9 protein-coding genes are annotated in these 12,628 nt (G+C 38.2%); 3 read left to right on the top strand and 6 right to left on the bottom strand.

The genetic code is table 11. The annotated features are described in order from the left end of the window. Positions 1 to 74: 74 nt before the first annotated feature. Together ACOVQ4_RS21250 and ACOVQ4_RS21245 are read right to left on the bottom strand one after the other, a co-directional pair. Positions 75 to 1,238 carry a glycosyltransferase family 4 protein gene (locus tag ACOVQ4_RS21250; protein ID WP_421822605.1) on the bottom strand — a complete coding sequence of 388 codons (1,164 nt, stop codon included), beginning with the start codon at positions 1,236 to 1,238 and terminating at the stop codon, positions 75 to 77. Positions 1,239 to 1,240: 2 nt separating this feature from the next. Continuing rightward, the gene (locus ACOVQ4_RS21245; protein WP_421822604.1) at positions 1,241 to 2,575 is read right to left on the bottom strand and encodes an O-antigen ligase family protein; all 1,335 of its coding nucleotides are present in this window, start codon (positions 2,573 to 2,575) and stop codon (positions 1,241 to 1,243) included. 345 nt (positions 2,576 to 2,920) lie between these two features. Here ACOVQ4_RS21245 and ACOVQ4_RS21240 point away from each other — a divergent pair, with 345 nt between their 5' ends. Continuing rightward, positions 2,921 to 3,328, top strand: a complete 408-nt coding sequence (locus ACOVQ4_RS21240; RefSeq protein WP_421822603.1) for a VOC family protein — start codon at positions 2,921 to 2,923, stop codon at positions 3,326 to 3,328. Between the two features lie 135 nt (positions 3,329 to 3,463). Here the strand turns inward: ACOVQ4_RS21240 and ACOVQ4_RS21235 are convergent, their stop codons facing one another. The 3 genes from ACOVQ4_RS21235 to ACOVQ4_RS21225 all read right to left on the bottom strand — a co-directional run bounded on the left by ACOVQ4_RS21235 (position 3,464) and on the right by ACOVQ4_RS21225 (position 8,766). Beyond that, positions 3,464 to 4,117, bottom strand: coding sequence for an ABC transporter ATP-binding protein (locus tag ACOVQ4_RS21235; protein ID WP_421822602.1), 654 nt, complete (start codon positions 4,115 to 4,117; stop codon positions 3,464 to 3,466). Between the two features lie 193 nt (positions 4,118 to 4,310). Further along, complete coding sequence (locus ACOVQ4_RS21230) at positions 4,311 to 5,672, bottom strand: RagB/SusD family nutrient uptake outer membrane protein (protein ID WP_421822601.1); 1,362 nt, start codon at positions 5,670 to 5,672, stop codon at positions 4,311 to 4,313. A gap of 40 nt (positions 5,673 to 5,712) precedes the next feature. Beyond that, positions 5,713 to 8,766, bottom strand: a complete 3,054-nt coding sequence (locus ACOVQ4_RS21225) for a SusC/RagA family TonB-linked outer membrane protein (protein WP_421822600.1) — start codon at positions 8,764 to 8,766, stop codon at positions 5,713 to 5,715. Between the two features lie 540 nt (positions 8,767 to 9,306). Between ACOVQ4_RS21225 and sucC the strand changes: the two genes are divergently transcribed. Beyond that, positions 9,307 to 10,506 (top strand): ADP-forming succinate--CoA ligase subunit beta, encoded by a 1,200-nt coding sequence (sucC, locus tag ACOVQ4_RS21220; protein ID WP_095163460.1) that lies wholly within the window; start codon positions 9,307 to 9,309, stop codon positions 10,504 to 10,506. Between the two features lie 252 nt (positions 10,507 to 10,758). Here sucC and ACOVQ4_RS21215 read toward each other — a convergent pair whose 3' ends face one another. Further along, entirely contained in the window at positions 10,759 to 11,610 is an 852-nt protein-coding gene (locus ACOVQ4_RS21215; RefSeq protein ID WP_421822599.1) for a M48 family metallopeptidase, read from the bottom strand. A 315-nt stretch (positions 11,611 to 11,925) separates the two neighbouring features. Here ACOVQ4_RS21215 and ACOVQ4_RS21210 point away from each other — a divergent pair, with 315 nt between their 5' ends. After that, complete coding sequence (locus ACOVQ4_RS21210; RefSeq protein WP_421822598.1) at positions 11,926 to 12,537, top strand: fumarylacetoacetate hydrolase family protein; 612 nt, start codon at positions 11,926 to 11,928, stop codon at positions 12,535 to 12,537. The last annotated feature ends 91 nt before the right edge of the window (positions 12,538 to 12,628 follow it).

The following is a 12,628-nucleotide window of genomic DNA, read 5'->3' as shown; positions in this document are numbered from 1 at the left end:
CTCTTTGCCTTGTGCCTCTTGCCTATCGCCTAAATCACAAATAAATATCCTTAATAATGAAAAGCATTTTAAAGCTATTTGCCTTTTGCCTGACTACTGCGTTTAAAGCCTTCGTACATTTCTTTTGCCACGATTTGTGGTGTGTACTCCTCAATGATTTTCTCCGAAACCCTACCCATATCATGAATACTATATGAGCCATCCATAAAAGACGCTAGTGCATTGGCAAGCTCTTTGCCCGAGTACGGATTTATTATGATTCCATTGCGTTGGTTTTGCACTAAATCAGGGGCGCATCCACAACGTTCTGAAACAATCACAGGCATACCACAAGCCATAGCTTCGTTTACGACCAATCCCCAAGGTTCAGAATAACTTGGTAGAACCAGTACATCCGCTAATGCCAAATACGTAGGTACTTCTTTCCATCCGACACTTGGTAAGAATGTGATTTGTTTAAATCCATTCTCAGAAACAATCTTCTCTAATTCCACTTTTTGCTCCCCGTCGCCGAGCAATATCAGTCCCCAGTTTCTTGCCTTAGTTTGCGCCAATGCCTCCTGAAATGCCTCCATCAATACAGGCAAGTTTTTGAAAGGGATTAAACGACCCACAAAAATGAAGTTATGCTGATGTAGGTTTTGATTAATTTGTGACTGTTCTCTGTTTAGATAGGCATTTTTGTAGATACTCCTTATACTTTGATTATCAACACAATTTTTATTGACCAATAGCTGATGCGGACGAGCGCCCAACTCAGTCATATATTTTGCAGATAGGGTTCCAAAATTAAAAAAACCATCAAATTGTCTGACAAAAAATGCTTTCAGTTTTTCTTTAAAACCTTTTCTCTGATGATCGCCTGCTGTTGATTCATTAGAAAGTATTGTTTTTATCCCATTAAGCTTGCAATAAAACAACACGACCCAAAACGCCAAATCGTAATAACCTGTTATATTGACTACATCTGGCTTGAATCTTTGAATGGCCGATAGCATTCCGGTTATGCGTTTTTTTAGAGGAACCTCCTCCAAAATACCATCTTGTATTAATTCGTATGGATAGGCAATCGTTGAACGGTCTAAAGATCCCATCGAAACTCTACTTCTTTCAGTTACGGCAATTTGAACCACCAAAAGCTTAAAATTTTCATCCTTTTGACTTATCTTAAATAACTCTTCAAACACCAGCGACTTATAATGTGCCCATAGCACATTGTGAATAATCAGAACCCTCATGTTTATGCCGTGGTAGAAGGACTTGACAAGTCATGTTTGTCGGTATTTGAACCCATTTTCGGAATTAAATCCAAATATTTTACTCCTACAAAACGAATCATTACTGCAAACACAAACCAGTATGGTGTGTCATTGGGGCGTCCACCTGTAAAAAGACCTAAGAAGTAGGTTATATAAAAATATCCTAAAAACATGACAAAAGGGTTATTTCGCTCTCTCATCGCTTTGAGGGATTCCTTTAGAATCAAAAGGTTCATTAGACCAAAACTCCACAAGCCGATAATCCCATAATCAAGAAAGGCCTCCACAATAGGCATATCCATATACCAAAAACGATAACCTTTGCCCAAAATCAAAGAATGTGGCTCACTGTAGAGGATAGATTTGAAATACTCAAAATTTCCAACACGACCAAGAGCTGAATAATCTAATGTTTTCTCATCGGCCATTCCTATAGCTGTCAATACGGCCTTTGTTAAGGCTGTGCTTGAGCTAGAATAGTAATTTAGAAGAATCTCAATAAGTTGTTGGTGAGTAGCAAAAAAGTAAACGACTCCAGCCAGCAACAAACAAAGAATAAAAATATTACGAGGGCTAAAGAATCCTCTAATCGCTTTTCTGATACTTGATAAAGAAGAATTAAAATAAAAATATAGAGCCACAGCGATAAAGAATGCTAGATAGATTGTTCTTACCTGCGCCATGACCAACACTGCTAGAGAAATCAATAAATTAAGAATACAAAATAATTTCCATAAGGAATTTCTTGTCTGAAGCATAAAGTAGGAGGCAAAAATTCCTGCAAAGGCATTTCTAGCGTATACGTGTGGGTTTCCGCTTGTAGCGGTAGTTCCATCACCAAAAACAACCGTTGCCCTTTGCCCAAGTACGAAGTAAGGGTTGGTTGCCATCGAGTAAATAAGACAAATACTTCCTAAAAAAGTAAGCGCTACCGTCACTGGTAAAAAATACTCTTTGACCTCATTTGATACAGAAATGAGCATAAAGAAAAATACTGCAATTAGCATATAATTGGCAATATCCCTTCCCACGATGTAACTATCGGTGTAGACATCGTTGTATGCATAAAAATAAATAAGGGAAACTAGTGTAAAAATTACCCCTAATCTAAAAATTGGAACATTTAATTTGTAGAACCTACGGAAAGTATCCATCGATATCATCAAGACAAACCCTAAGCAAAAGCTTAGAAGCGTAAAAGCTGAAGAACCACCAAAGCCCAAGGTTTCTTTGAAAAAGAAAATCAAAGGAGACCCCATAAATACGAGGAAAATACCAATAGACTGGCGTGAATATTTAAAATCGAAAAGTTTCATCCTTGCAAAAATAACGAATCAGCTACAGTATCTTACAAAACAATCTGCAATTTAATACGAATCTGTTGTTAAAGTAAAGAAACATCTTGTGAACTTAATATTTGAGTTGATAACCTACCTATTTCTTACACAAATCAATCTTCCTATTGATTCTTGTTCTACGTAGAATTGGAATCATACAACATGATACCTATCCTTAACATCCAGCTATTTGAAATACAAGGCATTAGATTTAGCTAAAATGGTATTTTTAGCAAATTTCCATCATAATTTGTATGCTTTATCTTAAATTTGGAATTATCCCCCTGAGTGTCCAAATAATTCCAAGCTAACTAAAAAATATTGATGAAAAGAGTTACGGGTATCGGTGGAGTCTTTTTTAAATGTAAAGACCCTCAGCAACTAAAAGACTGGTATGAAGAGCATTTGGGCTTCAATACCGACGAATACGGAACTAATTTTGAGTGGCGTCAAATGGACGACCAAAAAGGATTTACACAATGGAGCCCATTTCCTGATAGCACTCAATACTTTGCCCCATCCAATAAAGAATTTATGATAAACTATCGGGTGGATAATTTGAGAGAATTAGTGGAAGTGCTAAGAGTAGAAGGAGTTACTATTTTGGATGAAATCGAAGAACTCGAGTTTGGTAAATTTGTACATATCCTCGACCTTGAAGGAAATAAAATTGAACTCTGGGAACCAAACGATACCGAATACGATAAAATCGTGGGCGGCAGAACTAGCTAATACCTGTAACCATTAAGTTGTTTGCTTTAGGCAATAGGCAAAGAGTTTTAACTTGTCTTCTTGTAATCAAAAAACTTACTTTTGCGCAAACCAATACCTATTGCCTATTGCTTATCGCCCCTATTTCCCACTTAATTATTTTAAAATTAAACCATCCTGCATAATGAGTTTTCGATCTGCCATGTTAGCCAATTCCTCATTGTGAGTTACAATAACGAAAGTTTGCTGAAACTTATCCCTCAAGGTAAAAAACAATTCATGAAGCTCCTGAGCATTTTTTGAATCTAAATTACCCGATGGTTCATCAGCAAAAATAATTGCAGGTGCATTCATCAATGCTCTGGCTACAGCAGTACGCTGCTGCTCACCACCCGACATTTGTGAAGGGAGATTATTGATTCTATCTTTCAGCCCTAACATTACCAATAACTCCTCTGCCCTTTCTTTGGTAGCGTTATCACCTTTGCCACTAATAAAAGCGGGCATACAAACATTCTCTAAGGCTGAAAATTCTCCAAGGAGGTTATGAAATTGAAAAATAAACCCAATTTTTTCATTTCTAAAAGTAGCTAAAGCCTTCTCGCCTAACTGAGTTACATCTTGTCCATCAATGAGTAAACTTCCTGTATCTGGCTGATCGAGCGTGCCAAGTATATGCAATAATGTACTTTTTCCAGCACCCGAAGCACCAACAATTGAGACAATCTCACCCTTACTGATATTCAAGTCTATCCCTTTAAGTACCTGTAAGGAAGCGTAGCGTTTTATGATATTTTTTGCTATTAACATTCTTAACTGATATTTTAGATGCCTTGCATGTAATGTGCGAGCATTATTTGCATCTTGATTAAAACGGTAAAACCGGTTACAACATTTTGAGATAGCAAAAAAACGATAATAATTCTGAAAAAGGAAATATCCCTAAAAACAAAAAGCACCAGCTCTGATGAGCTGATGCCTTTTGCAGTGACTTATTCAGTTATTAATAACCTTCATTCTGAACCAATTGAGAGTTTGCGTCAGTCTCTCTCATTGGAATTGGGAATACCAATTTTGGAGAATTGAATGTGTAAACTCTCGATTCGTTACCAAAGTTCTTAACAATCGTCTGCTTATTACGCTTGATATCGTGAATCAAATGCCCTTCAAAAGCCAGTTCAAAACGACGCTCTTTCAAAATAGCATCCAGCGTCAATGACGTGTATAACGATGCATTAGCACGAGCTCTTATGCGGTTGATATCCGATAAGGCAGTAGCTCCTACAGGAGCACCTCCCAAACGGAAGTTAGCCTCAGCACGAATCAAATACATTTCAGCCAGACGAATCTGAGGGATATTAGCAAACTGGTCTGCCCATTTCGCTGTAAAAATATCTCCAGACTCATAGAAGAACAACCCACGCTCATCACCAGATTCGTAAGAAGCTAAGTGTTGATCGTTGATTTTGATATCTCCTCTACCACCAAAATCAGGTGAGGCAAAGAAGGTATTATATCCGTTATCATTGTCTTGCTCTGTTTGTTGTACAGCAAAGATATCTTCTGAAGAATTTGAACGATTGTTGAATGCCAAATCAAAAGAAGCAACCAGTGAATATCCTCCTGAAGTAATCACACGGTTGGCTGCTTGACGAGCCAATTCGTAGTTACCTTGAGACAAATATACTCGTGCCAATAGTGCAGCTGCAGTAAATTTATTGATAAAAATCCCGTTAGTTGCTGGCAACAACGACTCCGCACTAGTAAGATCTGTAATTACTTGCTGATAAACCTGCTCAACTGTATTTCTTGAAACAAAGTTTGCTTCAGTAATGGCTGCAGTTGGCGTAGTTACAACAGGTACACCCAAATTGGTTTTTGGATCACCATCTACATAAGCTTTGGCATAAGCTCTTACCAAGTTAAATAGCATCCAAGCACGAATTGCCTTAGCTTCGCCTTCGACCTTACTTTTCTTAGCAGTTGTTACTACACCAAGGTTTGCCAATACCGTATTGGCAACGTTAATGGTACGATAGGTATCTAACCAAGTAGTAGCAGCCTGACCATTATCTCTCAACATATTCTTATTGAATATCTGAGCAGGAGCCACAAAAGTACCTTGCCACTCGATATCGCCATTATCACCAATTAGCTCAGCATCACGCTGTGGGTTACCACCCAAAACATCTGCATCACCCATTGAGTCGTATGCACCAATCAAGATTGCCTCCACATCTGCCGACGTCTGTACCGCTGTCGAGGCATCAATATTAGTTACAGGCTTTACGTCTAGTTTGTTGTCGCAACTTGAAAGGAATAGTCCAAGAGCGATTGTATATATTAATGTATGTTTCAATTTCATTGTTTTACGATTTTAAGTTAACCTTTCAACTTCTCTCTAATTAAAAACCTAAATTCAAACCTACTGTGATAGTCTTAGGTTGAGGTGCCGAATAGAAGTCGTTACCAGCAGCTACACCACCCAAGTAGTCAGTGTTAACTTCAGGATCCCATCCTGTGTACTTTGTAAATGTCAACAAGTTATTTGCTGTTGCATACACTCTCAATTTGCTCAATTTCAACTTATTGACTACTGAGCTAGGGAAAGTATAGCCCAATGTAATTGTTTTCAAACGAGTATAGCTAGCGTCTTGCAAGTATCGAGAAGACTCTGCTGTACCATTACCACCCAAATATCTTGCTTGAGGAACGTTTGTGATATCACCTGGTTTTTGCCAACGGTTCATTTGATCGATGGTTTGGTTATCATAGAAATCACCATTAGCAGACATAAACTTACCAGCTCCGTTGTATACAGAATTACCATAAACACCTTGGAATGTAAATGAGAAGTCAATTCCTTTGTAAGAGAATTCGTTAGTGATACCGCCAATCCATTTAGGGTTAGGATTGCCTATTACGACATATTCTGCTTGGTTTACATCGTTAGTAGTAGCTCTGTCAACTGAGCCATCTGCATTTTTTGTATTCTTGTAGTAAAGAGCGTCACCATTTGCTGGGTCAACACCGGCATATTCTGGACCAACAAAAACACCTAAAGGTTGTCCTTCTACCGCTCTGTTTAAGAAACCTCCCGTAATTACCTGACCTTGCAAGTTCAAGATTTTATTCACGTTTGTTGCAGCGTTGATAGCAGCCTTCCATTTCAAATCACCAAAAGAGTTATCAGTTCTTAATACAAACTCCCAACCTTTATTTTCTAATTCACCAACGTTTTTCAACAATGAAGAATAACCACTTGTACCAGGAACGTTTACGTTAAGTAATAAATCTGATGTTTTCTTGAAATAATAATCTACCTCAGCAGAAACACGGTTGTTGAAGAAACCAAATTCTACACCAATATCTGTTTGCGCAGTTTTTTCCCATCTCAAGTCAGGGTTCGCCAATTGAACAGGTCTTTGTCCTGGTGTACCTACATAACCAAAAGCAGCTGAGTATAAACCATTGGCAGCATTGTTATTAATTTCGGCATTACCAGTCAAACCATAGCTTGCGCGCAATTTCAAATAGCTTATCTGAGGAATATCTTTGATAAACTCTTCTTCTGACACAATCCAACCTACCGAGGCAGACGGGAAGAAACCGTATCTATTGTTTGCACCAAAACGAGAAGAAGCATCTACACGACCTGTAAATCCGAACAAATACTTATTGCTAAATTTATAGTTCAAACGACCGAAATATGACAAGAATGAAAAGAATGTTTCAGTAGAGTTAGCATCCGCTTTTGTAGCACCTGAAACCAACATTTTATAAGAGTTACTTGGGAAGCTTCTTGCTGTTGCATCCATGTAATTTCTTTTTGATTGTTGGTAAGACATACCCCCTACTGCTTGAATATCGTGCAAGTCGTTGATATTTTTATTGAAACTAAAGAAGTTGTTAGTCGAGTAGTTGAACATCAACGTATTCGTTTTGTATGCTTCTCCGTTTACTGCGGTAGTATTATTTCTTGCAGTTTCTTTACCGTAATATTGCTCTTCGTTTTGGAACAACATATCATAACCATACTCCGAGCGGAAAGATAGAGACGGAAGAATATTCCACTGACCATATACATTACCAATACTACGATATACTTCTGTATTGTTATCAGTATATTTTATCGACAACAATGGGTTGTAATATTGAGTAACCACAGCGCCGTTATAGCTATCTGTATACTCTCCTGTACGTGGGTCAATTACTGGTGAAATAGGTGACAAAGCCACAATTTGCATTGGAGTTGAGAACGCGTTATCGTTTGACAAACGAGTATTGAATGTTCTGGCCATGCTAAAGTTGATACCCAATGATACCTTATCAGAAGCCTTGTGGTCAACATTTAAACGGCTTGAAATACGCTCGAAACTGTTTTTAACGATAATACCATCTTGCTTGCTGTAAGAACCCGAAGCATAAAATTTAGTTTTGTCATTACCACCTGTGATGCTCAAATCAAACTGATTGATTTTTCCAGTTCTTAATACTTGCTTCTCCCAGTTTGTACTTGTGTAATTAGCAGAAGTTGGATCTTGCCAACGAGCTCTTTCGCCCAAAGCGTATCTATCAAATCTGGTATAACCTCCTGAAGCAGAATAGCCATTATTTACACGAGCTTCGGTAAATAACTCTACGTATTGTGCTGTATTCAAAAACTCTCTATGGCCAGTAGCCTCACTCGACCCTGAGAAGTAGTTGATGTTTACATTTGTTTTACCAGACTTACCTCTTTTGGTTGTGATAAGAACCACACCATTCGAGGCACGCGAACCATAAATAGCAGATGCTGCTGCATCTTTCAAAATTTCAATCGACTCAATATCATTGAAGTTAATATCGGCAATTGGGTTGGTAGGCCCCCCCGTTGATGATTGGTCTGTTGAGGTGATAGGAATACCATCAACTACATAAAGAGGGTTGTTGCCAGCCGAAACTGAAGAAGAGCCACGAATACGAATCTTTACGCCCTGCCCTACTTTACCGTTACCAGACTCGATAAATACACCCGCTGCACGACCTTGGATAGCTTGTTCGGTAGAAACTACCGGCAAACCTTCAATGGCTTTAGAGCTGATTTGGGCAACGTTACCAGTCAAATCTCTTTTTATTTGTGTACCATAACCCACAACTAGTACTTCCTCAAGAGCCTTAGAATCTTCTTTTAGAGATACATTAATAATACTTTGTGCACCTACTGTAATTTCTTGTGTTAGAAAACCAACAAAACGAAAAGATAATACAGATTTTGAACTAGGCACAGTAATAGTAAAATTACCAGAGGCATCAGTTTGGGTACCTTTTGTAGTGCCAACTACTTGCACAGTTACGCTCGGAAGACCAGAGCCATCAGCAGCAGATGTAACTTTTCCTGTTACCTTGCGTTCTTGGGCATTTGATTGAAACAAAATACCAATCACAAGCAGGAAACTCATTAGTAAAAGCTTCTTCATGAAGTGTATGTGTTTAGTTAAAAAATGAAAAAAAATAGAAACGTAAGACGTATTTATCCTAATACATCCTGCAAGTTTACACCTGTAAGGGCAAAAAATAAAACAGAAACTCAATTAACATCATCTAAATTGAGTATTTACTACTAATCAGTAAAATACATCTCTTAAATTAGTTATAATTTGGAGAAGAGAAATGCTATAATTATTGGCGAAAATATGTTCTTGTGACCAAGTTGTGAAAAAATCATTAAGAAATCAATTTTTTCAGGCATTGTTACAAAATTAATTTCGCAATAGGCCGTTCTCCCAACCACTGATATAGATTGATTTAAGCACAAATAATCCGTAGGCTATAAATATTTAGCAAAGAAAAACACTATGTTTAGAACTTTGTCAGTAATTTAGCGAGCGATTTCTCCAATAACAGTGATATGCGCCCTATTGTTTGTCGTAAAATCACTACCATTATTGGGTCATTGTCCCAAAAGGAAGCTTTTTCCTGCATTGTACATTAAAGTTTCATAAACAATTGTATATCAAATGAACATTCACGAGTATCAAGCTAAAGACATTTTGAAAAGCTACGGTGTTCGCATCCAAGAAGGCATCGTTGTTGATACACCAGCACTGGCAGTAGAAGCTGCCCGTGAATTAACGGCCAAAACTGGTACCGGATGGCACGTAGTGAAGGCTCAAATCCACGCAGGTGGACGCGGTAAAGGAGGTGGTGTTAAACTTGCTAAAAACCTAGAAGAAGTTCGTGAAAAAGCAGAACAAATCCTAGGAATGCAGTTGATTACTCACCAAACTGGTCCAGAAGGTAAAAAAGTTCACAAAGTTTTGATCTCGGAAGATGTTTACTATCCAGGTCCTTCTGAAATTAAAGAATTCTACCTTTCTATTTTGTTAGACCGCGCTAAAGGCTGTAATGTAATTATGGCTTCTACTGAAGGTGGTATGGACATCGAGGAGGTGGCTGAACATTCTCCAGAAAAAATTATCAAAGAATGGATTGACCCTCGTGTTGGTCTTCAACAATTCCAAGCTCGTAAAGTTGCTTTTGCGCTTGGTTTGTCTGGTGAGGCTTTCAAAGAAATGGTGAAATTCATCAATGCGCTTTACAAAGCATATTTGAATACTGACTCTTCAATGTTCGAAATCAACCCTGTGTTGAAGACTTCAGATAATAAAATCTTAGCTGTTGATGCTAAAGTGAATCTTGATGACAACGCTTTGTTCCGTCACCCAGATTTCATCGCTTTGCGTGACACTAGCGAAGAGGATCCTTTGGAAGTTGAAGCTTCTGCAAACGACCTTAACTATGTAAAACTTGACGGTAACGTTGGTTGTATGGTTAATGGCGCTGGTTTGGCAATGGCTACAATGGACATCATCAAACTTTCTGGTGGCGAGCCTGCTAACTTCCTTGATGTTGGTGGTGGTGCAAACGCTAAAACAGTAGAAGCTGGTTTCCGTATTATCTTGAAAGATCCAAACGTTAAGGCTATTCTTATCAACATCTTCGGTGGTATCGTTCGTTGCGACCGTGTTGCTACTGGTGTTGTTGAAGCTTACAAAGCTATTGGTGATATTCCTGTACCTATCATCGTTCGTTTGCAAGGAACAAACGCTGCTGAAGGTGCTAAAATCATCGATGAATCAGGTCTTAAAGTTTACTCTGCTGTAGTTTTGAAAGAAGCTGCTGAGAAAGTAGAAAAAGTTTTAGCCGGAACTATCTAATCTGAGATATACCCAAAACAAAAAAAGCTATCCTTCGGGATAGCTTTTTTTGTTTAACGCGGTTCCAGATGTTGCTGATTTGGGATGTTGGATTTCGGAAGTGTAAGCTTCTGTATTTTGTAATAAATAAAGGTATTTTACTTTATTTCCGAAATCAGAAATCCAAAATCCGCAATAGTTTGGAATCCTTCGTACAACCCTAATTCATCATTCACAATTCATCATTCACAATTCAAAACTCATCACTCACACTTAGTTTCTCTGCATTCCTCCCGAACCTGCTGGTCGGTAATATTTTAATGCCTCGGGAAGGAGTCTTTTGATATCAGCAATACGCTGCTCATCCGTTGGGTGTGTCGATAATATCTTAGGAGGTTTTGAGCCCGAACCTAATTTTGCCATTCTACCCCAAAAACCAATCGCTTCGTTAGGATCGTATCCTGCCATCGACATAAAAATCAATCCTAAGTGGTCAGCTTCTGACTCTTGACCACGACCATTGGCTAATAAGGTCAGCTGTGCTCCTGCTGGTGCCGCTACACCAAAGACTGTGTTCCATAAATTTTGAGTCGCTTGTGGTTTATCTTTCATCGCAACTCCTAAACCTACCTGCCCTGCCGCCAAAATACCCTGCGCAATCATTCCTTGGCTCATACGTTCAGCACCATGCTTAGCAATAGCATGCGATACTTCATGACCCATTACCACTGCCAAACCTGCTTCATTTTGTGTTACAGGCAATATACCTGTATAAACTACCATCTTACCTCCTGGCATACACCAAGCATTTACCTCACTGCTTTGAACTAGCTCTGTTTGCCATTGGTATCCTTTCAAGTAATCAGGATTTCCTGTTTGCTCAAAATACTGTTGAGCAGCTTTTGCAATTTTATCTCCCACCTTTTTTACCATAGCAGCTTGTTGGGTAGTTGGAGAAATTACTTTATTGGTATCCAAAAATTGTTTATAACTGGTTAGCGCCATTGCATTCATATCGGCATCGGATACTAACAAAAATTGCTTACGACCCGTAATAGGTACACTACTACAAGCCCAAACTAATCCTGCTACAACAAGCGGAATGTATAATAAGATACGTTTCATAATGATAAATAAATTGATAAATAAAAAATGACGGTTGGCATTTCGAGGCTGTAATAATTGAAAATGCCTTTATAACTATACATATTTTGTATTCAGACGCAAAAGTTGTAAAAAGGTACTAAATTTTCTAGTATTTCGGCGTAGTTTTGTAATGAAGTATAACATTCGTCAACTTTGCTAACACAATAAGCGTCCAATGTTTGATGATATCTAAGCATTAGCTCTTGGCTATAAGATTGATAATCATCGTTTTTTGAGCATATTCGATGAAAATTACTTAGAGAACTCTTTCAATTTCACTATTAACGATTTTTTATGAAAATTTTGTGCATAGGTCGTAATTACGCCGAACATATTGCTGAACTTCAAAACGAACGTCCCTCAGAGCCAGTTATTTTTATCAAACCAGATACCGCGCTCCTTCGTGACAATGAGCCTTTTTATATTCCTGATTTTTCAAATGATTTACATTATGAGGTAGAAATCGTATTGAAAATCAATAAGATGGGTAAAAACATCGAAGCAAAATTTGCCAATAAATACTATGAAGAAATCGGTATTGGAATCGATTTTACGGCTCGCGATGTACAAGCCAAATTGAAAGAAAAAGGTCTTCCTTGGGAAAAAGCAAAAGGTTTCAACGGCTCTGCTCCTATTTCAGGATTTTTTCCAAAATCAGAAATAGCAGATATGAACAACCTAAATTTTCGGCTGGAAATAAATAATGAAATTCGTCAAAACGGTAATACCTCGATGATGCTCTGGAATTTTGACGAAATCATCGCCGAAATTTCCAAATATTTTACCCTCAAAACAGGCGACCTTATTTTTACAGGAACTCCTGCTGGTGTGGGCGCCGTAAAAATAGGTGACCGCCTTACAGCTTATATTGAAGATAGAAAAATGCTTGATTTCGAAATCAAGTAGGTTAAATTATATGCTCGTCAGCAGGCTTGCACCTGCTGACTCCTCCTTTTCATCAACGCTTCAAAATTTTTAGCCTCTACCCTACTGTGCA

Origin of the sequence: Flectobacillus sp., from assembly GCF_049240685.1 — a bacterium.
Classification (GTDB): Bacteria; Bacteroidota; Bacteroidia; order Cytophagales; family Spirosomataceae; genus Flectobacillus.
Note: the sequence above shows the minus strand (reverse complement) of the source record. Positions and strands in the feature narration are given on the sequence as shown.